Genomic DNA, 22,223 nt, shown 5'->3' with positions numbered 1-22,223 from the left:
AGATCGCACTGTAGGTCCGCTGCGCCCTCCGGCTCCCTACAGCTGGAGGTGCCAGGTGGTGGGGGTGCGGATGCCGGGGCGGATCTCGCCGGTGGGGAGGGTGAGGCCGTTGGCGTGGGGGACGGCGGGTGTGGTGACTTGGGACGGGCCGGGGAAGTGGCCCGTGGTGGTCCAGCGGTTGGCGGCGTACTGGAGGAGCTCGGTGTTGAAGCCGGTGTGGTGGTCGTAGATCCAGGTGATGACGTTCTGGTGCTCGGTCCAGGTCGGGGAGTTGGGTGGGGCGGCGTCGCGGAGGGCGGTGTGGTGCTGGATCTTGTTCCAGCGGTTCAGGTCCTTGTCGCCGCCCAGGACCATCAGGCCTTTGCGGGTGGGGTGGGCCTGGCCGGCGGTGACGCAGAAGGGGAGGTCGGGGAGGCGGGTCCAGCGGGATTTTGTAGGGTTGAAAGCGTAGGCGTCCTGGTGGAAGGTCCAGGACTTGTCGGCTGCTTGGGAGCGGCCGCTGAGGAGGTAGAAGTTGCCTTGGGCCGCGGTGCCTACGGCGACGGTGCGGGGTGGGCCGGGCCATGGGGGTAAGGCTTTCCAGCCTCGGGAGAGGTTGGAAAGGTCGAGAGTGAAGAAATCGGGGCCTTCGGCAACATAGACGGTGGTGCCGATCAGGCCCGCTACGGCGTACGACATGGGGCGGGGAAGAGGCGGGAGGTCTCGGCGGGTGCCGTCGGCGTGGAGGAGGAAGACGTCGGGGAACTTCTCGGCGGGCTTGAGGGCTGTCGCACTGGGGCCGCCTCGATAGCCTTCGCCGCCGATCACCAGTACGCCGTACGGGGTGCTCAGGCAGGCGGAGTAGGCGATCGCGTCCTGGAGCTGGATCGGGTCGGACCAGCTGGTGGCGTCGGGGCTCAGGGTGAAGAGCTCGTTCCAGTAGACCTTGCCGAGGGTGGTGGGGCGGTTGGAGGTGAGCGCCGGTTCGGGGAAGTTCGCGCCGCCGCCGACGATCAGGTGGCCGCGGTGGGAGCCGGCGATGGGGCCGGCGAGGCCTAGTTGGGTCCAGTAGGGCTTGGCGACGGGGATGGCTGGGTGCCAGTCGACGCGATTCGGTGGGAGGTCGGGGAGGCGGATCCAGGTGCCGGGAGCCGGAGAGACCGCTTGTGCGGTGGAGGGCGCGAGGAGCGGAGCCGACGCGGTGGCGAGGCCGGCTGCGAGCAGGCTGCGGCGGGCAGGGCGCCGGAGGTTCGTCGAGGCGCTCATCGGGCCAGGTCCTTCAGGGAGAGGCGGCGGAAGGTGATGGTTTCGTTGGCGCTGAAGTCGCCAGTTTCGTAGAGCAGGCCGATCGTGGTGCGGTCGACCGAGACGAGGTCGGAGTACGCCGCGGGGAGGCCGGAGATCGCGAGGGACGGTTGCCAGGTGGCGCCCTGGTCTCGGCTGGTGCGGATGGTCATCGCGGCGCGGGCCGCGGGGTCGGCGGGGCCGGAGTACAGGAGGGTGTTGCCGACCGAGAGGACGCTGGCCTGGACGACCGGGCCGATGATCGTGGCCTGGGGGCGGAACGGCTTGTCGAGGGTCTTGCCGCCGTCGGAGGAGTAGGCGTCGGCGCGGGTGCCGGGCGCGGTGCCGTTGTGCTCGCGGGTGTTGAAGTAGACGCGGCCGTCGGGGAGCTGGGCTGCTGTCGACTCGTTGACGTTGATGTAGCCGTCGGGGTTGTCGTCGACGTACCCGATCTGCCAGGTACGGCCGCCGTCGTCGGAGTACAGGCTGTGGCCGCCGTAGTACTTGGCCTCGGCGCCGGTGTCGGTCGAGCCGGCCGGCGGGGCGATGGAGTGGTTGGCGGGGACGAGGAGTCGGCCTGATTTGAGGGCGATGGCGTGGCCGGGGGTGGTGGCGTACCAGCGCCAGTTCTCTCGTTTGGTGGTTGCGGTGATTTCTGCCGGGGTGGAGAAGGTGCGGCCGTTGTCGGTGCTGCGTTGGAGGAAGACTCGTCGGCTGTCCTCGGGACTGGCTTCGCCGCGGAGGATCTGGGCTTCGCTGACGGGGCCGTTGCGGACGCTGAGCAGTACGACGTCGCCGGTCTTCGGGTCGACGACGGGGGCTGGGTTGCCGATGGTGTTGGGGCCTTGGTCGGTGACGACCTGTTGCGGTCCCCAGGTGCAGCCGCCGTCGGTGGAGTGGCGCAGGACGATGTCGATGTCGCCGGTGTCGCTCGAGCCGCCGCGACGGCCCTCGGCGAAGGCTAGGAGGTTGCCGTTGCTTGCCTTGATGACGGCGGGGATCCGGTACGACGCGTAGCCGCCGACGCCGGACTTGAAGGGGATGGACACTTGGCACTTGCCTTGGTCCGAGGGTGAGGCGCCGGCGGTCAACGTGGTCGCCAGGGTGAGCGCGAGTGCGAGGGGCAGGACGGTACGGGAGAGGTGCATGGGCGTGTCCTCACGGCGTAGGTCTGATATCTGATCTCTTGGTTGAGGTACGTGGTGATGCGGCCGGGAAGGTCGCGGGGGCTGAGGCCGCGGCGGCCGGAAAACAGTTAGTAGTCAAGCCCGATCGGCTGGAACAGCGGGGCGGGAGCTATTCGGAGGCGTCGCGGAGCATGGCTGCTCTGACTCGTACGTCGTTGAAGTGGTCTTGCATGCGTTGGACTGCTTCCAGGGGTTCGCCGGATTGCAGGGCCTCGACGATACGGAGGTGGACTGCTGCTCGGCCCGCCTCTTTCGGAGCGGGAATGGCGTCGCCGAGGCGGACGAAGATTTCCCAGAAGAGTTCGATGAGGTTGTCGACGAGGGGGTTCTGCAGGCCCTTGTAGAGCAGGAGGTGGAAGGCCCGGTCGACCTCGGCGATCTCCTTGCCGGCGGCTTCGAGCTCGGCCATCTTCCCGGCCAGGCGGGTGCACTCGGCGAGGACGTCGGCGTCGGGGTTGCGGGCGACCGCCGGCATCAGGCCGACCTCCATCGCCTCGCGGGCGGTGAGGATCTCCTCCAGCGCCATGCCGGTCGTGGCCAGGCCGTACGGCAGTTGCTCGATCAACGGGCGGAAGGAGAACGACGACACGAACAGGCCGTTGCCGTGCTGGGCCTCGATCACGCCCAGGGTCTGCAGGCTTCTTGTTGCCTCGCGCAACGAAAGACGGCTGACGCCCAGCTCGGCGGCCAGGACGGCCTCGGCAGGAAGCCGGTCGCCGGGGCCGAGGTCGCGGGACTTGATGAAGTCGCGCAGCTTGACCTGGGCCTCGCGGTAGATCGGGCTCCTGCTCACGATTCATCCCTCCGGGGTGACAGCTCGCCAGGAGGCGGCGAGCCGCTCAATCGTGTCATGCGCGGCAACCGGCAGCGGCCCCCACGGCGTACGGGCCACCCCGGTGTCCGGGCCGCACGCATTCAGCCACTCCTTGACGAAGCCGACCCCGCCGTACCGGCCCGCCTCCAGAGCGACCTGCCGGAACGGCTCGTGCAGCATCAGCGCGTCGGCGACCCGTCCGGACGCCATCGCCGCCGCGACCTGATGGGCCTGCGGCGCGAGTGCGTTGTAGAGGCTCCCGATCACGGCATCCGCACCGAAGGCCAGCGCCGCCGGCAGCAGCTCGTCGCGTCCGAAGTACACCCGGACCTGCGACGACACCGCCCGCGTTCGGTCGAACTCGAGCAGATCCTCGTGGGTGAACTTCACTCCCGCGAAGTTCGGGATCCGCTCGACGACCAGCGTGACCAGGTCACTCGGCTGGTACGGCGAACCGGTCATCCCCGGGAAGTGGTAGTACAGGAAGGGCGTCGACGGAGCCTCGGCGGCAACCGCCGCGAGGAAGTCCACCGCCGTCTCCAACGTGTTCGCCACCCCGAAGTACGGCGTGACCGAAGCGATCAGGTCGACGCCGGCGGCCTCCGCGTGCGCCGCCAACTCCCGCGCCTCGGCGAGCACGCTGTGCCCGACATGCGTCCCGAGCGCGAGCCCGTTCGGCCGCACCGAGGCCCACTCGTCGACGAGCGCCTTCCGCTCGGCCACTGTCATCGAGGGGAACTCCCCCGACGTACCGCCGACAAAAGCTCCGTGGACGCCGTGCGCGAGCAGGTGTTTGCCCTGATCGGCGACGACCGGCAGGTTCAGCTCGCCGTCCGCGCCGAACGGGGTCGGCGTTGCCGCCCAGATCTCCAATGTGCTGGTCAACTCTTGGTCGCTCCTTCGGTGAGTCCGGCCACGATGTAACGCTGCAGGAAGACGAACGCGGCGATCACCGGCAGCGCGACCACGGCGGAGACCGCCATCAGGTCGTTCCACCGGGTGCCGAAAGCATTGGTGAGGCCCGCCAGGACGACGGTGATCGGCTGCAGGTCCTCGTCCGCGGCCAGCGCGAGCCCGAACACGAACTCGCCCCAGGCGCCGAGGAAGCTGATCACCGCGAGCGTGATCAGTCCGGGCCGGCTGATCGGCAGCGCGATCCGGACGAACGCGCCGAACGTCGTACAGCCGTCGACCTTCGCCGCTTCGAGGATCTCGCCGGGGACGGACAGGAAGTACGGGCGCAGGAGCACGATGCCGAGCGGGATCGCGAGCGACGCGTTCGCGAGGATCAGGCCCGCGTAGCTGTTCACCAGTCCGAGGTCGCTGAAGATCGCGAACATCGGCAGCGCGAGGTTCACCGCCGGCACCATCTGGACCACCAGGAACAGCATCAGGAACACCGACACGAACCGCAGGCGCAGCCGGGCCAGTCCGTACGCCGCCGGGACGGCGATCGCGATCGTGAGCAGCGTCGTACCGATCGCGATCACGGCCGAGTTCGCGAGACCCTTGGCGATCGCGGGATTGCCGAAGGCGGCGTCGGCGTACGAGCGCAGCGTCGGTGACAGCGGCACCAACTGCGGCGGGGTCGCGAAGATGTCGGCCGGCTTCTTGAACGACGTGTTGAGCATCCAGTAGACCGGCAGCAGGTAGACGAAGGTGATCAGCACCCCCGCGACCGTCATCGGCCAGCGGCGCCTCATGCGGTCTCCTCCTTGCGCAGCGAGCGGAAGTAGAACACCGAGAGCACGACCGGTACGACAAGCAGCATCGTCGTCGCCACCGCGGCGACGTCGAACTTGTAGAAGCTGAACGCCAGCTTGTACGCGTAGACGGGCAGCACCTCGGTCGCGCCCCCCGGCCCGCCCTGCGTCATCAGGAAGACCGTGTCGAAGGTCTTGAACGTGGAGATGAAGCAGAGCAGCACGGTCGTCAGACTGACCGGCTTCAGCAGCGGCAGCGTGATCCGGCGGAACTGCGCCCACGCGCCGGCGCCGTCGATCCGGGCCGCTTCGTAGAGCGTGCCCGAGATCCCTTGCAGCCCGGCGAGCAGCAGTACCATCGCGAACGGCGCGAAGCTCCACGCCGAGGCGAGCATGACCGCGACCATCGCCGTACCGGGTTTGCCGAGCCAGAAGATCTCCGTGCCGAGCACGGTGTTGAGCAGTCCGTACGTGCCGTCGAGCAGCCAGCGCCAGACGTTCGCGCTGACCACGGTCGGCAGCACCCAGGCCAGCAGGAGCAACGCGCGCAGTACGTTCCGGCCGGGGAAGTCGCGGTGGAAGAACAGCGCGAGCGCGAGTCCGGCGACGAAGGTCGCGAGCACAGTGCCGCCCGTGTAGATCAGTGAGATCCCGAACGACTTCCAGAACTCGGTCCGGCCGAACTGGTCGGCGTAGTTGGCCAGGCCGACGAACTTCGCGTTGCCGTTGACGATCTGCGCGATGCCGACGTCCTGGAAGCTCTGCACGACGTTGTAGCCGAGCGGGTAGAGCACGGTGAAGCCGACGAACAGCACAGCCGGTACGACGAACAGGTACTCCGCCGTCGTCGTACGCCGGGCTGTCGTCCTGCCGGTCGCCACCCGCTGCTGCGGCACGGTGATCGCCATTACTTGGCCAACGACTCGTCGATCGCCTTCTGCGCGGTCTTCAAGGCGTCCTCGGTGCTGGACGATCCGCTCGCCGACGCCTGCAGCGCCGCCTGGATGTGCGTCATCACCTCGGACGACTTCGGCGCGAGCTTCTCGTCCGGCGCCCACGCCTCCTCGAGCTGCTGCGCGAACACCTTGCGCACGGCATCGTTCGAGCCGTCCGGTACGTCGTTGCGCGCGGCAAGCTTGTTGCGGATCGGGAGGTAGGTCGCCAGCTCGGCCGGCTGCTGCAGCCAGGTGATCAGGTCCCAGGCGCCGTCCGGATTCTTGCTGGTGGCACCGATCGCCAGGTTCTCGGCGGACAGGAAGGTCTGCCCGGTCTTGTCCTTCGGCAGCAGGGCGACGTCCCACTGGAGCTTCGGGTTCTCCTTGCGGAGGATGTTCACGTAGGTCGCGGAGTTGATCATCATCGCGGCCTTGCCGTTCGCGAACTGGTTCTTCGCGTCCTCCTCGTTCCAGGTCAGCGCGCCCTGCGAGATCGAGCCGGCCTTGATCATCCGGGTCAGCTGGTCGAGCCCGGCCTTCGCCTCCGGGGAGTCGACCTTGTCGATCGCGGCACCGGCGGCGAGCATCCGGATGATCGGGACGGTCGCGCCTTCCGGGCCTTCGATGCCGCTGATCGCGAGGCCGGTCCGGCCTTGCGTGGTCAGCGTTTTGGCCGCGGTCTCCATCTCGGCCCAGGTCGTCGGCGGCTTCACGCCGGCCTGCTGGAGGAGCTGCTTGTTGTAGTAGACGGCGTACGCGTCGGCGACATGCGGGATGCCGTACGTCTTGCCGTCGACCTGCGTGGTGGCCCAGCTGGTCTTGAAGTACTTGTCCTGCTGGTTCCAGTCCTTGGTCCGGTCGCCGAGATCGGTGATGATCCCGGCCGAGGCCATCGTGGCGGTGTCGAAGGCGCCGATCAGGGCGACGTCGGGCAGTTCCTTGGCCGCGGCCGACTGCAGGAGCGTGCGGTTGAAGTCGTCGTACGGGATGAAGCGGATGTCGACGGTGACGTCGGCGTGCGCGTCGTCGTACTTCTTGACCAGGTCGTAGAGCGGCTTGCCGGTCGGGCTGTTCGGATCGCCGTAGTACTGCCAGAGCGTGATCGTCCCGCTCGCCTCGCTGCCACCGCCACTGTCGCTCCCACCGCAGGCGACCGCGCCTGCCAGCAGACCGAGCCCACTCACCACGGCCACCAGCCGCCTACGAACACTCATCGCGCGCCTCCTCACAGGGGAATGCAGGCGAAATTAGTCAGATATCTGATATCTGTCAACAGGCCGAAGCCTGCTGGTTCAGTCCTGGGACACCAGCCAGCCGATGCGCAGTTCTTCTGCGCCTGGGCGGAAGGTTCGTTCGAGTTCGGCGCGTTCGGGGTCGTTTTCGGGGAGGTCGTTGGCGAGGGTGGCCTGGGCGGCGATGGTCTGGGGGCGGGCGCCGAGGGCGGCGCGGAGGTGGAGGGAGCGGCGCAGCATGGCGAGGCGCTCGGCGGGCTCCTGGAGGTGGGCGAGGTGCCGGATGATGTACGACTCGAACAGGCCGTCACCCTTCCTCGTCGCGATCTCGAGGGCGGTTTCGTAGCGCGGGATCGCGCCGGCTGCGTCGTCGTCGATGTTGTCCAGCAGGACGGCCCAGTGGTACTCGGCCCAGCCGCGCTGCAGCTCGTCGCCGGTCTCGGCGGCCGCGCGGTAGTTGGCCTCGGCCACGGCGCGGTCGTCGGGGCGGGGGTCGCGCTGGAACAGCAGGCGGCTGTACGCCAGGCGCGCGGTCAGCAGGTGGGCGGTCGACGACGTGGGATCGAGCGCGGCGACTGCCTTCTCGGCCTCGTCGTGCCTCTCGATCCGGAAGAACCAGCGGTCGACCGCGATCTCCGCGCGCAGCTCGGGATCGCCGTCCAGGCCAAGCACGTCGAGCGCGGCGTCCCATTCCCCGAGCAGGAACAGTCGTCGGGCCACGTAGGTGTCGTCAGTTAGCATGGCGCCTACCGTAGAGAGCGTCGATGTAGGGGGTCAAGTGCAATACGGTGACTACATTGGGAACGTGACCCGGCTGGCCGTCGAGCTGGCCAACACCGGCACGCTCGACCCGTACGGCGAACTGGTGGCCGCCTTCTTCGCCGAGCACGAGATCACTCCACCGACCGACGGCCGGTACGGCGAGCTGCCCGATCTCGTCCGCACAGCCCTCGCGCAGACGGTCGACGGCGACGCACCCGACGCCGTACACCGTCTGCTGCGCGACTACCCGCCGGACATGCACCTGTCCGACCACGACGGCGCCTGGCACGTCCACTTCAGCCGCAACGGCACCCCGGCCAAGCGCTGGGTCGGCCAGCTGATCGCCGCCAAGCTCGCGCTGGTCGCGGCCGGCGATCCGGCGGTGACGCTGGGCCGGTGCGCCGCGGCCGGGTGCGACAACTACTTCGTCGACCAGTCCCGCAACCGCACCCGCCGCTTCTGCTCCAACGCGTGCGCGAGCCGCACGACGGTCGCCGCGTACCGGGCCCGCAAGAGCTCCTAGCTCCGCCAGGAGGTCGGCGGCCGCAGCGGCGACTTGCCGGCCGTTTCTCCTCGCTCCTAGTTCCGCCAGCCTGCGAGGAGGTCGGTGGCTGCGGTGAGCAGGTCGGTGGTGGCTCGCTGGTCGAAGAAGGTGATGAGGGCCTCGTAGGTCTGCTGGTGGGCGGCGTCGGGGTCGACGACGTACCCGAAGTAGCCGTCGGTGTAGCCGATGACCCGGGTGATCGGGTGTGGGCTGGTGGCCTGCAGGTAGATGCCGTGGAGGGCGAAGAGCTCGACCGGCAGGTGGAGCCAGGCGACCGGGCCGAGGGTGACGTGGCTCAGCGGGAGGTCGTAGGTGGCGGGCAGTGTCGTCGTGGACATCAGAGACTGACCGCGGACACCGTCCTGGCGGGTCTGGGCGATGCGTTGGGTCGGGGAGTCGCCGGAGACCGCCGGCTCGAGGGTGGGAGCCTCGGTCGGGAGGTCGCGGACGCGGAGGCGGGCTGTCGTACGGCGGATCGTGGGGGCTGTCGACGGGAGGTCGAGGCCTGGGGTCTTGAGGGACTCGGTGACTTCCTCGGCCAGGATCTTGCCGAGGCGGGTGACTTCCTCCGCGCCTCGGGACTGGCGGGTGAAGCGCGGACTGACGTCGCCGGCGGCGCCTTGGAGGTAGCCGACGACCGCCGGCGCCAGCGCCGCTCGGGTGGCGCCCGGCCAGTCGGCGGACCACTGGAGGTTCTCGGGGCCGTGGGCGGTCGGGTGGCAGGCGAAGTCGAGCAGGATCGCGGCGAGAGTGCCGTCGAGGTCGTGCAGGGCGAGGATGCCGGCCGTGTTGTCGTGCGGGCCGTTGCGGCGGTGGCGGTTGGTGCCGACGCCGATGACCTCGGTCGAGCGCCAGGAGGCGCGGACTGGACGGCGTACGAGGGTCGCGTTCGCTACGGCGGTGATGAGCTGGTCGACCAGGGCGGGTTCGCGGTCGGCGGGGATGACCGGGTGGATCTCGCCGGTCCAGCCGGAGGGGCCGGAGTGGGTGTGGGAGGCGCAGACCAGGACCTTCTCGGCGGGGATGCCGGCGGCTGAGGCAGCGGCTGCCGAGAGCTCGGCGGTCAGTTCCGTACCGGCGGCGATGGCGTCGAGGCTGAGCCAGAGGACGCCGGGCGAGGTCTCGGTGGAGAGCCAGATGATGGTCGCTTGCAGCGGATCCGCCGTACCGGTGGCCAGGGCCGAGCGGGCGGCGTAGCCGTCCAGGCGGTGACCGGGTGGTGGGGTGACGTCGAGCGAGGTGGCGGCCAACAGCAAGTCCGACATCGTGTGCTCCCTCTCCGGTGTGGGACATACATACGCCGGTACCTGGCCGCAGTGGAAGAGGTGTGGGGGAAGTTTGTTTAGACCACTTCGATCGCGGCGGCGAACCAGGCGGTGGTCAGCATCGGGTTGGTGATCGCGGTGCCGATCACGACGGCGTGGGCGCCGGCCTCGCGGGCGGCGCGGACGTCGTCGGCTGTGCGGAAGCGGCCTTCGGCGATCACCGGGCAGTCGAGGGCGGCTGCGAGGGAGCGGATCAGGGCGATGTCGGGGGCGGTGGTGGGGGTGGAATTGGTATAGCCGGAGAGGGTGGTCGCGACGAGGTCGGCGCCGGCTGCTCGGGCGGCCAGGCCGGCTTCGTGGGTGTCTACGTCGGCTAGTACCGGGAGGTTCAGGTCGGTGTGGATGCGGGCGATCTGGTCGGCGAGGGTGGTGCCATCGGGACGGGGGCGTTGGGTGGCGTCGAGGGCGATGAGGTCGGCGCCCGCCTCGGCGACTGCGGCGGCCGCTTCGAAGGTGGGGGTGATGAAGACGCCTGAGGGGTCGCCGAGTTTGTGGAGACCGATGATCGGGAGGTCGGTGACGGCGCGGATGGCGCCGATGTCGGCGGGGCTGTTGGCGCGGATCGCGGCGGCGCCGCCTGCTTCGGCGGCTTGGGCCATGAGGGCCATGGATTGTGGGGAGAAGAAGGGGTTGCCGGGGGCTGCTTGGCAGGAGACCACCAAAGACCCGGCTGGTACTTGAGTAGGCAGTGGGGATTGCCCGGGGGCGGGCGTCGGGCGCGAGTGGTCGGTCATCGGTGGATGATTACCAGGTCTGCGTACGGCGTGAGGTCGCCTGTGGCCAGGCGTTCGGCGCCGTCCAGGGACGTGCCTGCGGGTCGGGTGAGTTGGGCTCGGGGCGAGAGCACTGCGCGGAGGGGGGCGATGAGTTGGTCGCCGGCTCCTTCGAAGAGGCCTCCGACGAGGGCGACCGGTACGTCGTCCGCGCCGGGCAACGCGGCGTGGATGGTGTCGGCGATGTCGCGGGCGGCCTGGTCGACGATCGCCTGCGCGACCTCGTCGGTCGGGGCGTGGCGGAAGACGTCGGGGGCGAACGCGGCGACGTCGGCGACGAGCGTTGGCGAGGGGTAGAGGCTGATCGGGTCGAGCGCGGTGCCGGCGAGGGTGGTCGCGGGGCCGCGGCCGTCGCGGGCTCGCTGGACGGCGGCCAGGCCGGCGCGGCCGATGGCGAAGGCGCTCCCGGCGTCGCCGAAGAGGTAGCCGTGGCCGTCGACCTTGCGCCAGGTGCCGTCGCGGTCGACGCCGAGACAGACCAAACCGGTGCCTGCGGCAACTACTACGCCGTACCCGTCGGGCAGGGCACCGGCGTGGGCGGTGACCATGTCCTGGGTGAGACGCACCTCGCGGGCGGGCAGCGAGCGGGCGATGTGCCCGGCGAGCTGCGCGGCAGCAGCCGGGTTCTGCGGGTAGCCGGTGAGTCCGAGGCAGACCGTGTCGACCGGCTCGGACAGGCGTGCGCCGAAAGGAGCGCCGCCGAGTGTGTCGATGGGCAAGGTGAGATCGGCGAGGCCCGAGTCGCCCGGCTCGGCGTGACGCCCACTCAGAGCGGGGTGGCTCGGGTCGACGGGCTCGGCGAGACGACCGCCGGGAGCGGGGCGGATCGTGCCGACGCGTTCGGCGACGCCGGCGTCGCGGGCGGCGATGCGGATAGCTTCGACGGTGGCGGCGAAGCTGTTGGGGCCGTGTTGGTAGCCGGGGCCGTGGCCGGTTCTGCCGTCGGGAAGGACACGGAGGCGGAGGGCGGACTGGCCGCCGTCGATTGCGAGGTTGATCATTGCGGGACCACTCTGGCCGTTCGGCCGCCGCAGGTAAAGGAGTCCGGGTGGACCAGTCCTAGCGGGACGTCGTGTAGAGCAGTTCGCGGGTCGTGTGCAGGCGGCTCAGGACCGTGGTGAGGTCGGCGCCGTAGACCGTCACGGACTCGTCGCACCACTGGTCGACGATGGGCTCGTTGCCGGTCACGTGGACGGTGAGCTCGGTCAGGTCGAGCTCGTAGAACTGGGCCGCGTTGCCGGTCATGTCGACGACGGTCCGGAGCAGGTCGGCGGCCTGCTGCTCCCACCGATCGTTGTCGGCGGCAACTTCATCGGGCCGGATCAGCAGCACGTCGACGTCGCTGTCCAGGTCGCCGTCGCCGCGCGCGGCCGCGCCGTACAGGCTCGCGTGGACCGGGGGCAGGGTCCACGTGGCCAGTTCGGCGCGCAGGCTGGTGACGAACGTCGTGCGCAGGCCGGAGAGCAGTTCGACCGCCTGAGCGGCGAGGTGCTTGCGGTTGAGGGTGTAGAGCAGCGAGTTGCCCGCCTCGGCGACGTGGACCAGCCCGGTCGAGGTCAGCCGCTGCAGCACCAGCCGTACGCCGGCGACGCTGCCGACCCCGGCGAGCCCGTGCACCTGTCGCCCGGACAGACCTCGATCGGCTCCCGCGAGCACCTGCAGCACAGCGCCGTCCAGCGACGGTACGACGGTTCCGATCGGCCTGCCGAAGTCCATAGTTCTGTGACTGTAGTGACTATTGTGATCAATCGCCTACTTTCCGTGACGACTCAAAGACCCTTCGCGGTCGCGCGCACGGTCGGCGTCATCCTGAGCTCGGCGGTGAAGGCGTAGCGGTCGCCGCGGTACACCGCCGAGGTGTACTCGAAGACGCGCTCGCGGCGGTCGAAGCTGATCCCGTACGACGCCAGGCACGGCTGGGTCGCCGGGATGTCGAGCCAGCCGGCGGTCTTCGGGTCGGGCAGCACCGGCTCGAGCTTCGACGTACCGCTGACCAGTTCGATCCCGTACCGCGAAGTGAGCAACTCGTACAGGGAGCCGTCCAGGTCCTCGGCCTCCAGACCGGGCACGTAGCTGCCGGGGACCGTGGTGTGCTCGACCACCATCGGCTGGTCGTCGGCGAGCCGGAGGCGGGTGAAGGTCAGCACCGGATCGCCGACCGGGATGCGCAGGCGGCGAGCGGCGGTCCGCGAAGCCTTCTCGCGGCGGAACTCCAGCGTCCGGCTGCCCGGTGTCATCCCGCGGCGGCGAATGTCCTCGGAGAACCCGATCATGCCGAGCCACTTCGCGACCTTCGGGCGGGTCGTGTAGGTGCCGCTGCCGTGGCGGCGGACGAGCAGTTCCTCGATCACCAGTTCGTCGACCGCGCGCCGCAGCGTCATCCGGGCGACGTTCCAGCGCACGGCCAGTTCGCGCTCGGCCGGCAGCGCCGCACCCTGCGGCAGCGTGTCGATCAGCGTGAGCAGCAGCGCCCGGATCTCGGCGGCCTTCCCGGGCAGCGAACTAGGCATTGGTCCTGGCTATCAGCCGGGGGGATCAATCGGTAGCAATTCCATCAGGTTGCAAAGGAGGAGGGACCTGTGGAGAAGTAGCCTGACGCGCGTGAACAGCGGGCAGAAGTCTTCCTCGGCAATCATTGTCGGAGCGGGGATCGGCGGGCTGACTGCCGCGGTCGCCCTGCGGCGGATCGGGTGGTCGGTGACGGTGCTCGAGCGCGCGCCGATCATCGCCGAGGTCGGTGCCGGGCTGACGCTCTGGCCGAACGCGATGAGCGCTCTGGCGGCGCTGGAGCTGGACGGCAAGGTCGAGGCGCGCGCCGTACGGACGATCTCACGCGGGAACCTCCGGACCCCACGGGGTCGCTGGATCCGGCGCAACCATCCCGCGGACGTCGGCGTGCTCGCGGTCCACCGGGCCGAGCTGCACGCCGTACTGCGGAGCATGCTGCCCGAGTCGGCCCTGCACACCGATGCCGAAGTGCTCGCTGTGGACGGCGAGAAGGTGCTCTGCCGGTGCGCGGGCGAGGAGCACGAACTGACGGCTGACCTTGTTGTCGCGGCCGACGGCGTCAACAGCGTCGTACGGCGAACGCTCTGGTCAGGCTCCGCGGTCTTCCAGGGCCGGACCGCCTGGCGGGGCGTGACTCCGAGCGGCTCGGTCTGGCCGGTCGAGGAGTCGCTCACGCTCGGCCGCGGCATCCAGGCCGGTGTACTGCCGTTGCCGGACGAGCGGGTCTACTGGTTCATCACCGCCAACGCGCCCGAGGCGAACCGCGAGTACGCCGACGAGCAGGCCGAGGCGCTCCGGCGCGTCCAGGGCTGGCACGATCCGATCCCGACGCTGATCCGCGCGACCCCGCCGGACCAGGTGCTGCACAACGACCTCGTCGACATCGACCCGCTGGGTTCGTTCGTGAAGGACCGCGTCGTCCTGCTGGGCGACGCCGCGCATGCGATGACGCCGGATCTCGGCCAGGGCGCCTGCCAGGCGATCGAGGACGCCGTCGTACTCGCGGCTTCGCTGGCCGACAACGATCTCGAGGCCGGCCTGGCGGAGTACGACCGCGTACGCCGAGCCCGAGTCCAGCCGATGACCGCGGCCGCCCGTGCGTCCGTACGCCGTAGCTCCAGCACCAGCCGCCTCGCCCACGCCGGCATGGCCCTGGCAGCCCGCGTCGTACCGCCCGCCAAGTGGCGCGAGCTCACCGCCCGCTGGTCCGACTGGCAGGCCCCGAAACTCCCCTAGGCCTCGAACAGCCGCCAGGTCCCCTCGGAGACGACCTCCACAGTCCCGTCGACGACCTTGAGCGCGGTCTGGTTGTCGATCGCGTAGGCCCGGATCGGCATCTCCGCGGCCCAGATCTCAGCTTCGGCCATCGTGTTGTCCATGCCCGGGTAGTCCAGGTGCGGGAAGATCGCGAAATCGACGAGGCCGAGGGTGCTGTCGTCGCCGCCCTCGGGCGGCGTCCAGCCGACGAAGCTCTCGCCGATGCGAGGTGCCATCACCATGCTGCCTGCGCTGAGCCCGACGTAGACCGCCTTCAGCGACGGGAGCAGGTCGGCCAGTCCGGACTGCTGCATCCAGTAGTGGAGGTAGAGAGGGTCGCCGCCGCCGACGAGCAGGACGTCGGCCTCCTGAACCTTGGGGACCCACAGCTCCCGGTCGAGGCTGGGCAGCGCGGTGAGCTCCAGCACGCCGACGGACTTCCAGCCCAGCTCGGTCATCGGCGACCTGGGCTCCTGCCCGCTGATCGTCCGGTAGGCCATCTCCGTACCGATGGGCTTGGCGTAGATCGCGGTCGGAACGTAGAGGGCACTGGCCTCGGCGATCGGCTTGCCCAGCAGGTCCACCAGGGCGTCGGTGATGCTCTGGTTGATGATGCCCGAGTCCGTGAGCAGAAGTTTCATGGCAGCCCGTTCCAGGTCGGTCGTCGTCCGGCCCGGCGAGCCTAACCGTCGGCAGGGACAGGCCGGGGAAGAAAACAAGCACCCTTGATTCTTTTTGGCCGGGGTGGGACGCTCGGCCGCATGGACCTGGACGAGGTACTGGCTGATCTCTGGGCGGAGAACGCCGAGTTGGACATGTTGGTGGCCGGGCTGGCCGCTGACACGTGGACGACTCCGACACCGGCGGAGGGGTGGTCGGTTGCGCATCAGATCGCGCACCTGGCCTGGACCGACGAGGCCGCGTTGAGTGCGATGACCGATCAGGACGAGTTCCAGGCGACGTTGCAGCGGGCTGCTTCGGATCCGGCGGGGTATGTGGACAAAGGCGCGGCCGAGGGCGCCGCGTTGCCGACGGATCAGCTGCTGCCGTACTGGCGGGAGACCCGGGCCGAGCTGGCCGAGGCGCTGAAGCAGGTGCCGGCGGGCGAGAAGATCGCCTGGTTCGGGCCGCCGATGAGTGCGACCTCGATGGCGACCGCGCGACTGATGGAGACCTGGGCGCACGGGCAGGACATCCACGACGGGCTCGGCGTGAGCCGGCAGCCGTCGAGCCGGTTGCGGCACGTCGCACACCTCGCCGTACGGACTCGGGACTTCTCCTACCTGCTGCACGACCGGAAGCCGCCGGCTCAGCCGTTCCACGTGGAACTGACCGCGCCCGACGGCACGACCTGGACGTACGGCGACGCGAACGCGGACCAGCGGGTGACCGGTCCGGCGCTCGATTTCTGCCTGCTCGCGACCCAGCGCCGGCACCGCGACGACCTCGCGGTCGAGGCGGTCGGCGATGACGCCGAGGAGTGGCTCGGGATCATCCAGGCCTTCGCCGGGTTGCCCGGCAAGGGCCGCGTCGCGGGACAGTTCGGCTGAAGGGGTGGCGATGACGGAACCGGTCCGGATCGGCAACGCGTCGGGGTTCTACGGCGACCGGTTCAGCGCGTTCCACGAGATGGTGACGGGTGGGCCGCTCGACTACGTGACCGGTGACTACCTGGCCGAGCTGACGATGCTGATCCTCGGGCGGGACCGGCTGAAGGATCCGTCGCTCGGCTACGCACGGACGTTCCTCAAGCAGCTGGAGACCGGGCTCGGCGAGGCGCTCGATCGTGGCGTGAAGGTGGTCAGCAACGCGGGCGGCCTGAATCCCGCGGGGCTGGCCGAGGCGATCGAAGGACTTGTCGACAAGCTGGGGCTCCAGGCCAGGGTGGCGTTCGTCGAGGGGGACGACTTGCTGGCACGGGCTGGTGAGTTGGGGCTGGGATCGACTCTGACGGCGAATGCCTACCTGGGCGCCTGGGGGATTGCCGAGGCGCTGCGTGAAGGCGCCGATGTCGTCGTGACCGGGCGGGTCACCGACGCCTCGGTGATCGTCGGACCCGCCGCCGCGCACCACGGCTGGCGGCCCGACCAGTACGACGAACTCGCGGGCGCCGTCGTCGCCGGGCACGTGATCGAGTGCGGCTGCCAGGCGACCGGCGGGAACTACGCGTTCTTCCACGAGCTGCGCAACCTCGACCGGCCCGGGTTCCCGATCGCGGAGATCCACGCGGACGGGTCGAGCGTGATCACCAAGCACGACGGCACCGGCGGCGCGGTCACGATCGACACGGTCAAGGCCCAACTGCTCTACGAGATCACCGGTGCCCGGTACGCCGGGCCGGACGTGACGACGCGGCTCGACACGATCGAGCTGAGCGACGACGGCATCGACCGGATCCGGATCAGCGGTGTTCAGGGCGAGCCGCCGCCCCCGACGTACAAGGTGTCGCTGAACAGCCTCGGCGGGTTCAGGAACGAGGTCGACTTCGTCCTGACCGGGCTGGAGCTGGACGCGAAGTCCGAGCTGGTGCAGCGGCAGCTCGAGCGCGGTCTGACCCGCAAACCGGCCGAGTTGAAGTGGTCGTTGACGTGGACCGAGCAGCCGAACGCCGGAACCGAAGAGCTGGCGAGTGTGCTGCTCAAGTGCGTCGTGAAGGACCCGGATCCGAAGGTGGTCGGGCGCGCGTTCTCCAGTGCGGCGGTCGAGCTGGCGCTGGCGAGCTACCCGGGCTTCCACGTGACACGGCCGCCGGAGGACGGTTCGCCGTACGGCGTGTTCACGGCGGGGTTCGTCGACGTCGGTGAGGTCGAGCACGTGGTCGTCCTGCCGGACGGATCGCGGCGGACGATCGCACCGGCTGTTGAGACGCAGGTGCTGGAGCCCGCGGAGGATGCTGGGCTGCCGATGCCTTTGCCGCAGCTCGTTGCGGCCGGGAGGCCGGCGCGGCAGCTGACGCGGGAGGTGCCGCTCGGCCGGGTGGTCGGCGCGCGGAGCGGCGACAAGGGCGGCGACGCGAACGTCGGGGTCTGGGTGCGCAACGAGACGGCCTGGCGCTGGCTCGCGCACACGCTGACGATCGGGCTGTTCAAGGAGCTGCTGCCGGAGACCGAGGACCTGAAGGTGACTCGGTACGTGCTGCCGAACCTGTGGGCGCTGAACTTCGTGGTCGAAGGGCTGCTCGGTGAGGGTGTGGCGTCGCAGGCGCGGTTCGATCCGCAGGCGAAGGCGGTCGGCGAGTGGCTGCGATCGCGGTACGTCGACGTACCGGAGGTCTTGCTGTGAACGACTTCCGGGAGTCCGTACGACGGTTCATGGCGACGGAAGTGCTGCCTGACCTGGATTCCTGGGAGCGCGCGGGCGAGTTGCCGCGGGAGCTGCACAAGAAGGCCGGGGAGCTCGGACTGCTCGGCGTCGCGTTTCCGGAGGCGGTCGGTGGCGGTGGCGGATCGCTGAGCGACGCGATCGCCGTGGTGGAGGAGATGCACTACAGCGGTGGGTCCGGCGGGCTGGTCGCTTCGCTGCTGACCTGCGGGATCGCCGTACCGCACATTGTTGCTGCAGGCAACCAGAAGCAGATCGATCGGTGGGTGCGGCCGGCGCTGGCGGGCGAGCTGATCGGGTCGCTGGCGATCACCGAGCCCGACGGCGGGTCCGACGTCGCGTCGCTGCGGACGACGGCTCGGCGCGACGGCGATCACTACGTCGTGAACGGCGCGAAGACCTACATCACCAGCGGAGCCCGGGCCGATTTCGTCACGACGGCCGTGCGGACCGGCGGGCCGGGGGCGCACGGGATCTCGTTGCTGGTGATCGAGCGCGGGAGCTTCGAGGTGTCGCGCAAGCTGGAGAAGATGGGCTGGCTGTGCTCGGACACGGCGGAACTGTCGTTCATCGACGTACGGGTTCCGGTCGAGAACCTGGTGGGTCTTGAGGGCAGCGGGTTCGTTCAGCTGGCGCAGAACTTCGTGGCCGAGCGGCTGACGCTCGCCGTCCAGGCGTACGCCGGAGCGCAGCGCGCGCTCGACCTGACCGTCGAGTGGTGCCGGGCGCGGAAGACGTTCGACCGGCCGCTGATCTCACGGCAGACGGTGCAGTTCACGCTGACCGAGATGGCCCGGCGGATCGACGTCGCGCGGGTCTACGTGCATGACGTCGTACGACGGGCTTCTGAAGGCGAGGACGTGATCGCCGAGGTCTGCTTCGCCAAGAACACGGCCGTCGAGGCCGGGCAATGGGTCTGCGACCAGGCCGTCCAGCTGCACGGCGGACTCGGCTACATGCGCGAGTCCGAGGTCGAGCGGCAGTACCGCGACCAGCGGATCCTCGCCATCGGCGGGGGCAGCACCGAGATCATGACCGGCCTGGCCGCCAAGAGACTGGGGTTCACCGCATGAGCAACCGCGAGGCGATGCTGGAGAAGCTCGCCGCTCTCGACGTCGAGCACGCCAAGGCGTTGGCCGGCGGTGGCGAGAAGTACGTCGCGCGCCACCACAAGCGCGGCAAGCTGCTCGCGCGCGAACGGATCGAGCTGCTGATCGATCCCGACTCCGCGTTCCTCGAGCTGTCGCCGCTGGCCGGCTGGGGATCCGACTTCACGGTCGGCGCGAGCCTGGTGACCGGGATCGGCGTGGTCGAAGGCGTCGAGTGCCTGATCACCGCCAACGACCCGACGGTCAAGGGCGGCGCGAGCAACCCGTGGACGCTGCGTAAGGCTTTGCGGGCGGACGAGATCGCGCGGGCGAACCGGCTGCCGGTGATCAGTCTGGTCGAGTCCGGCGGCGCGGACCTGCCGACGCAGAAGGAGATCTTCATCCCGGGCGGCGCGATGTTCCGCAACCTGACCCGGCTGTCGGCCGAGGGGATCCCGACGGTCGCGCTGGTCTTCGGCAACTCGACCGCGGGCGGCGCGTACATCCCGGGGATGAGCGACTACGTGGTGATGGTCGACGGCGGCGCCAAGGTGTTCCTGGCCGGGCCGCCGCTGGTGAAGATGGCGACCGGTGAGGACGCCGACGACGAGTCGCTCGGCGGCGCGGCGATGCACGCGCGGGTCTCCGGGCTGGCGGACTACTTCGCGGTGGACGAGCCCGACGCGATCCGGCTCGGACGGCAGATCGTGTCGCGGCTGAACTGGAAGAAGCTCGGCCCCGCGCCGGCGCCGTCGTACGAGGAGCCCTTGTACGACGCGGACGAGCTCCTCGGGATCGTGCCGGGCGACCTGAAGATCCCGTTCGATCCGCGGGAGGTGATCGCGCGGGTGGTGGACGGGTCGGTGTTCGACGAGTTCAAGCCGCTGTACGGGTCGTCGCTCGCGACCGGGTGGGCGTCGGTGCACGGATATCCGGTGGGCATCCTGGCGAACGCGCGCGGCGTGCTGTTCTCGGAGGAGTCGCAGAAGGCGGCGCAGTTCATCCAACTCGCCAACAGATCGTCCACGCCGCTGATCTTCCTGCACAACACGACCGGGTACATGGTCGGGCAGGAGTACGAGCAGGGCGGGATCATCAAGCACGGCGCGCAGATGATCAACGCGGTCTCCAACTCTTCGGTGCCGCACATCTCGGTGCTGATGGGGGCGTCGTACGGCGCCGGGCACTACGGGATGTGTGGACGGGCTTTCGATCCACGATTCCTGTTCGCCTGGCCGTCGGCGAAGTCGGCGGTGATGGGACCGCAGCAGCTCGCCGGTGTCCTGTCGATCGTCGCGCGCGCCGCTTCAGCAGCGAAGGGCCAGCCGTACGACGAGGACGGGGACGCCGCGATGCGCGCGTACGTCGAGGGGCAGATCGAGGCGGAGTCGCTGCCGATGTTCCTGTCCGGGCGGCTGTACGACGACGGGGTGATCGATCCGCGGGACACGCGGACGGTGCTCGGGCTGTGCCTGTCCGCGATCCACTCGGCGCCGGTGGAGGGCACGTCCTCCTTCGGTGTGTTCAGGATGTGATGACGATGATCAGCTCGGTACTGGTGGCGAATCGTGGGGAGATCGCCCGGCGGGTTTTTCGGACCGCTCGTTCGCTGGGGTTGGGGACTGTGGCGGTGCACTCGACCGCTGATGCTTCGGCGCCGTACGTGGGGGAGGCGGATGCGGCGGTTCATTTGCCGGGTCATGCGGCCTCGGACACGTATCTGCGGGCGGAGTTGGTGATCGCGGCCGCGCGGGCGGCGGGGGCTGACGCGGTGCATCCGGGGTACGGGTTCCTGTCGGAGAACGCTGCGTTTGCTGCGGCTGTTCTCGAGGCGGGGCTGACGTGGATCGGGCCACCGGTCGCGGCGATCGCGGCGATGGGGTCGAAGATCGAGGCGAAGAAGCTGATGGACGCGGCGGGGGTGCCGGTCCTGCGGCAGCTCGCGGCTGGTGATGTCACCGATGCGGAGCTGCCCGTTCTGGTGAAAGCCTCGGCAGGTGGCGGCGGGCGGGGTATGCGGGTAGTCGAGTCCCTGGCGGAGCTGCGCTCGGAGATCGCGTCCGCGGAGGCTGAGGCGTTGTCGGCCTTCGGGGACGGGACGGTGTTCTGCGAGCCGTATCTGGCATCTGGGCGGCATATCGAAGTACAGGTGCTCGCGGATTCTTTTGGGACCGTTTGGGCTGTTGGGGAGCGGGAGTGCTCGATCCAGCGGCGGCATCAGAAGGTGGTCGAGGAGTCGCCTTCGCCTTTGGTGGAACGGGTTCCTGGGATGCGCGCCTTGCTGTTCGAGGCGGCGCGGAAGGCTGCGGAGGCGATCGGGTACGTCGGGGCGGGGACGGTGGAGTTCCTGGCGGACGAGAGCGGGAAGTTCTACTTCCTGGAGATGAACACGCGGCTGCAGGTCGAGCACCCGGTCACGGAGTCTGTAACTGGGTTGGACTTGGTGGCCTTGCAGTTGTCGATCGCTGATGGTGAGGCGTTGCCGACTGAGCCGCCGGAGCCGGTGGGGCATGCGATCGAGGTGCGGTTGTACGCCGAGGATCCGGTCCAGGACTGGCAGCCACAGACAGGAACACTTCATAGGTTTGCAGTTGCTGGGAGTGAGTTCACCGCTGGTGGGTCGCGGAGTGAGGCTCCCTGGGTGCGGGTCGACTCCGGGGTCGAGGACGGGTCGGAGGTTTCGCCGTACTACGACTCGATGTTGGCCAAGGTGATTGTTTGGGCGCCTACTCGGGAGGTGGCGGCTCGGCGGTTGGCCGGGGCGTTGGAGCGGGCGGAGATCCATGGGGTGGTGACCAACCGGGAGCTGCTGGTGTGGGTGCTGCGGCATCCCGCGTTTGTTGCCGGGGACACCGATACCGGGTTCTTCGACAAGTACGGCGTGGGTGCGGAGAAGCAGGAAGTGGAGCTGTCGGCGTTGGCCGCTGCTTTGGCTGATGCCGCTCGCAATCGTGAGGGCGCGAAGGTGCAGGGGCGGCTGCCGAGTGGGTGGCGGAACCTGGCGTCGCAGGCCCAGCGGAAGTCGTACGCGGTGGGCGACTCGACGTACGAGGTGTCGTACCGGCTCACTCGGGACGGGCTCGTGACCGACGGGGACGTGACGCTGATCGAGGCTTCGGCGGACCTGGTGGTGCTGGAGGTGGGCGGCGTCCGGCGTCGCTTCCCTGTGGCGGCTTACCCCGGGCTGGTGTGTGTCGGATCGGTGCAGTTGGTGCCGGTCGAGCGGTTCGCGGATCCGGCGGATCAGCTGGCGGCGGGGTCGCTGGTGGCGCCGATGCCGGGGTCCGTGATTCGGGTCGCGGTGGAAGTGGGCGACGAGGTGAAGCAAGGGCAGGCGCTGCTCTGGCTGGAGGCGATGAAGATGGAGCACACCATCTCCGCGCCGGCTGACGGCGTCGTGGTCGAGCTGAACGTCGCGAAGGGTGAGCAGGTCGAGGTCGGGGCCGTTCTGGCCGTCGTACGAGGTGGGGAGGACGCATGAACGAGCGCAGCGAGTTCATCAGAAAGTACA

The 22,223-nt window shown here is 69.3% G+C and carries 21 protein-coding genes; 7 read left to right on the top strand and 14 right to left on the bottom strand.

Going from position 1 to position 22,223, the window contains the following annotated elements; translation table 11 throughout:
- Positions 1 to 36 precede the first annotated feature (36 nt).
- The 8 genes from ACYVIO_RS06940 to ACYVIO_RS06905 form a co-directional block, all read right to left on the bottom strand.
- On the bottom strand, positions 37 to 1,245 hold the full coding sequence (locus ACYVIO_RS06940; RefSeq protein ID WP_460649814.1) for a galactose oxidase: 1,209 nt from the start codon (positions 1,243 to 1,245) through the stop codon (positions 37 to 39).
- A complete protein-coding gene (locus tag ACYVIO_RS06935; RefSeq protein ID WP_460649813.1) occupies positions 1,242 to 2,411 on the bottom strand; it encodes a sialidase family protein in 1,170 nt (389 codons plus the stop codon). The genes ACYVIO_RS06940 and ACYVIO_RS06935 overlap by 4 nt, the downstream gene beginning before the upstream one ends.
- Positions 2,412 to 2,559: 148 nt before the next feature.
- Positions 2,560 to 3,243: a FadR/GntR family transcriptional regulator gene (locus ACYVIO_RS06930; protein WP_460649812.1), complete on the bottom strand. Its 684-nt coding sequence runs from the start codon at positions 3,241 to 3,243 to the stop codon at positions 2,560 to 2,562.
- Between the two features lie 3 nt (positions 3,244 to 3,246).
- The gene (locus tag ACYVIO_RS06925; RefSeq protein ID WP_460649811.1) at positions 3,247 to 4,149 is read right to left on the bottom strand and encodes a dihydrodipicolinate synthase family protein; all 903 of its coding nucleotides are present in this window, start codon (positions 4,147 to 4,149) and stop codon (positions 3,247 to 3,249) included.
- Positions 4,146 to 4,967 carry a carbohydrate ABC transporter permease gene (locus ACYVIO_RS06920; RefSeq protein WP_460649810.1) on the bottom strand — a complete coding sequence of 274 codons (822 nt, stop codon included), beginning with the start codon at positions 4,965 to 4,967 and terminating at the stop codon, positions 4,146 to 4,148. The genes ACYVIO_RS06925 and ACYVIO_RS06920 overlap by 4 nt, the downstream gene beginning before the upstream one ends.
- On the bottom strand, positions 4,964 to 5,875 hold the full coding sequence (locus tag ACYVIO_RS06915) for a carbohydrate ABC transporter permease (RefSeq protein WP_460649809.1): 912 nt from the start codon (positions 5,873 to 5,875) through the stop codon (positions 4,964 to 4,966). Before ACYVIO_RS06915 ends, ACYVIO_RS06920 begins: the two co-directional genes overlap by 4 nt.
- Positions 5,875 to 7,116 carry an ABC transporter substrate-binding protein gene (locus tag ACYVIO_RS06910; protein WP_460649808.1) on the bottom strand — a complete coding sequence of 414 codons (1,242 nt, stop codon included), beginning with the start codon at positions 7,114 to 7,116 and terminating at the stop codon, positions 5,875 to 5,877. The genes ACYVIO_RS06915 and ACYVIO_RS06910 overlap by 1 nt, the downstream gene beginning before the upstream one ends.
- A gap of 78 nt (positions 7,117 to 7,194) precedes the next feature.
- Positions 7,195 to 7,875, bottom strand: a complete 681-nt coding sequence (locus ACYVIO_RS06905) for a hypothetical protein (protein WP_460649807.1) — start codon at positions 7,873 to 7,875, stop codon at positions 7,195 to 7,197.
- A 64-nt stretch (positions 7,876 to 7,939) separates the two neighbouring features.
- Here ACYVIO_RS06905 and ACYVIO_RS06900 point away from each other — a divergent pair, with 64 nt between their 5' ends.
- A complete protein-coding gene (locus ACYVIO_RS06900) occupies positions 7,940 to 8,419 on the top strand; it encodes a CGNR zinc finger domain-containing protein (RefSeq protein ID WP_460649806.1) in 480 nt (159 codons plus the stop codon).
- A 56-nt stretch (positions 8,420 to 8,475) separates the two neighbouring features.
- Here ACYVIO_RS06900 and ACYVIO_RS06895 read toward each other — a convergent pair whose 3' ends face one another.
- The 5 genes from ACYVIO_RS06895 to ACYVIO_RS06875 all read right to left on the bottom strand — a co-directional run bounded on the left by ACYVIO_RS06895 (position 8,476) and on the right by ACYVIO_RS06875 (position 13,048).
- Entirely contained in the window at positions 8,476 to 9,705 is a 1,230-nt protein-coding gene (locus ACYVIO_RS06895; protein ID WP_460649805.1) for a hypothetical protein, read from the bottom strand.
- 77 nt (positions 9,706 to 9,782) lie between these two features.
- Positions 9,783 to 10,454 carry an N-acetylmannosamine-6-phosphate 2-epimerase gene (locus ACYVIO_RS06890; RefSeq protein WP_460652065.1) on the bottom strand — a complete coding sequence of 224 codons (672 nt, stop codon included), beginning with the start codon at positions 10,452 to 10,454 and terminating at the stop codon, positions 9,783 to 9,785.
- A 41-nt stretch (positions 10,455 to 10,495) separates the two neighbouring features.
- Positions 10,496 to 11,539, bottom strand: coding sequence for an N-acetylglucosamine kinase (locus ACYVIO_RS06885; RefSeq protein WP_460649804.1), 1,044 nt, complete (start codon positions 11,537 to 11,539; stop codon positions 10,496 to 10,498).
- A 58-nt stretch (positions 11,540 to 11,597) separates the two neighbouring features.
- Entirely contained in the window at positions 11,598 to 12,254 is a 657-nt protein-coding gene (locus ACYVIO_RS06880; protein WP_460649803.1) for a nucleotidyltransferase domain-containing protein, read from the bottom strand.
- Positions 12,255 to 12,307: 53 nt separating this feature from the next.
- Positions 12,308 to 13,048 carry a GntR family transcriptional regulator gene (locus ACYVIO_RS06875; RefSeq protein WP_460649802.1) on the bottom strand — a complete coding sequence of 247 codons (741 nt, stop codon included), beginning with the start codon at positions 13,046 to 13,048 and terminating at the stop codon, positions 12,308 to 12,310.
- Between the two features lie 91 nt (positions 13,049 to 13,139).
- On the opposite strand from ACYVIO_RS06875, the gene ACYVIO_RS06870 reads away from it, so the two are divergent.
- Positions 13,140 to 14,282 (top strand): FAD-dependent oxidoreductase, encoded by a 1,143-nt coding sequence (locus ACYVIO_RS06870; protein ID WP_460649801.1) that lies wholly within the window; start codon positions 13,140 to 13,142, stop codon positions 14,280 to 14,282.
- Here the strand turns inward: ACYVIO_RS06870 and ACYVIO_RS06865 are convergent.
- Positions 14,279 to 14,944 (bottom strand): Type 1 glutamine amidotransferase-like domain-containing protein, encoded by a 666-nt coding sequence (locus tag ACYVIO_RS06865; RefSeq protein ID WP_460649800.1) that lies wholly within the window; start codon positions 14,942 to 14,944, stop codon positions 14,279 to 14,281. The two genes, ACYVIO_RS06870 and ACYVIO_RS06865, sit on opposite strands and share 4 nt — an antisense overlap.
- Before the next feature lie 120 nt (positions 14,945 to 15,064).
- Here ACYVIO_RS06865 and ACYVIO_RS06860 point away from each other — a divergent pair, with 120 nt between their 5' ends.
- The 5 genes from ACYVIO_RS06860 to ACYVIO_RS06840 are packed head-to-tail and all read left to right on the top strand — an operon-like array spanning position 15,065 to position 22,193.
- Positions 15,065 to 15,853 (top strand): TIGR03084 family metal-binding protein, encoded by a 789-nt coding sequence (locus ACYVIO_RS06860; RefSeq protein WP_460649799.1) that lies wholly within the window; start codon positions 15,065 to 15,067, stop codon positions 15,851 to 15,853.
- A gap of 10 nt (positions 15,854 to 15,863) precedes the next feature.
- The gene (locus ACYVIO_RS06855; RefSeq protein ID WP_460649798.1) at positions 15,864 to 17,585 is read left to right on the top strand and encodes an acyclic terpene utilization AtuA family protein; all 1,722 of its coding nucleotides are present in this window, start codon (positions 15,864 to 15,866) and stop codon (positions 17,583 to 17,585) included.
- A complete protein-coding gene (locus tag ACYVIO_RS06850) occupies positions 17,582 to 18,697 on the top strand; it encodes an acyl-CoA dehydrogenase family protein (RefSeq protein ID WP_460649797.1) in 1,116 nt (371 codons plus the stop codon). The genes ACYVIO_RS06855 and ACYVIO_RS06850 overlap by 4 nt, the downstream gene beginning before the upstream one ends.
- Positions 18,694 to 20,247, top strand: coding sequence for an acyl-CoA carboxylase subunit beta (locus ACYVIO_RS06845; protein WP_460649796.1), 1,554 nt, complete (start codon positions 18,694 to 18,696; stop codon positions 20,245 to 20,247). Before ACYVIO_RS06850 ends, ACYVIO_RS06845 begins: the two co-directional genes overlap by 4 nt.
- Positions 20,247 to 22,193 carry an acetyl/propionyl/methylcrotonyl-CoA carboxylase subunit alpha gene (locus ACYVIO_RS06840; protein ID WP_460649795.1) on the top strand — a complete coding sequence of 649 codons (1,947 nt, stop codon included), beginning with the start codon at positions 20,247 to 20,249 and terminating at the stop codon, positions 22,191 to 22,193. Before ACYVIO_RS06845 ends, ACYVIO_RS06840 begins: the two co-directional genes overlap by 1 nt.
- The last annotated feature ends 30 nt before the right edge of the window (positions 22,194 to 22,223 follow it).

It is taken from the genome of Kribbella endophytica (assembly GCF_054781295.1).
Note: the sequence above shows the minus strand (reverse complement) of the source record. Positions and strands in the feature narration are given on the sequence as shown.

What these genes read in the sequence shown, in the direction of transcription:
- ACYVIO_RS06940 (WP_460649814.1), bottom strand. Translation starts at nt 1,245, where the DNA reads ATGAGCGCCTCGACGAACCTCCGGCGCCCTGCCCGCCGCAGCCTGCTC.
- ACYVIO_RS06935 (WP_460649813.1), bottom strand. Translation starts at nt 2,411, where the DNA reads ATGCACCTCTCCCGTACCGTCCTGCCCCTCGCACTCGCGCTCACCCTG.
- ACYVIO_RS06920 (WP_460649810.1), bottom strand. Translation starts at nt 4,967, where the DNA reads ATGAGGCGCCGCTGGCCGATGACGGTCGCGGGGGTGCTGATCACCTTC.
- ACYVIO_RS06915 (WP_460649809.1), bottom strand. Translation starts at nt 5,875, where the DNA reads ATGGCGATCACCGTGCCGCAGCAGCGGGTGGCGACCGGCAGGACGACA.
- ACYVIO_RS06910 (WP_460649808.1), bottom strand. Translation starts at nt 7,116, where the DNA reads ATGAGTGTTCGTAGGCGGCTGGTGGCCGTGGTGAGTGGGCTCGGTCTG.
- ACYVIO_RS06905 (WP_460649807.1), bottom strand. Translation starts at nt 7,875, where the DNA reads ATGCTAACTGACGACACCTACGTGGCCCGACGACTGTTCCTGCTCGGG.
- ACYVIO_RS06895 (WP_460649805.1), bottom strand. Translation starts at nt 9,705, where the DNA reads ATGTCGGACTTGCTGTTGGCCGCCACCTCGCTCGACGTCACCCCACCA.
- ACYVIO_RS06885 (WP_460649804.1), bottom strand. Translation starts at nt 11,539, where the DNA reads ATGATCAACCTCGCAATCGACGGCGGCCAGTCCGCCCTCCGCCTCCGT.
- ACYVIO_RS06880 (WP_460649803.1), bottom strand. Translation starts at nt 12,254, where the DNA reads ATGGACTTCGGCAGGCCGATCGGAACCGTCGTACCGTCGCTGGACGGC.
- ACYVIO_RS06875 (WP_460649802.1), bottom strand. Translation starts at nt 13,048, where the DNA reads ATGCCTAGTTCGCTGCCCGGGAAGGCCGCCGAGATCCGGGCGCTGCTG.
- ACYVIO_RS06865 (WP_460649800.1), bottom strand. Translation starts at nt 14,944, where the DNA reads ATGAAACTTCTGCTCACGGACTCGGGCATCATCAACCAGAGCATCACC.
- ACYVIO_RS06860 (WP_460649799.1), top strand. Translation starts at nt 15,065, where the DNA reads ATGGACCTGGACGAGGTACTGGCTGATCTCTGGGCGGAGAACGCCGAG.
- ACYVIO_RS06855 (WP_460649798.1), top strand. Translation starts at nt 15,864, where the DNA reads ATGACGGAACCGGTCCGGATCGGCAACGCGTCGGGGTTCTACGGCGAC.
- ACYVIO_RS06845 (WP_460649796.1), top strand. Translation starts at nt 18,694, where the DNA reads ATGAGCAACCGCGAGGCGATGCTGGAGAAGCTCGCCGCTCTCGACGTC.
- ACYVIO_RS06840 (WP_460649795.1), top strand. Translation starts at nt 20,247, where the DNA reads ATGACGATGATCAGCTCGGTACTGGTGGCGAATCGTGGGGAGATCGCC.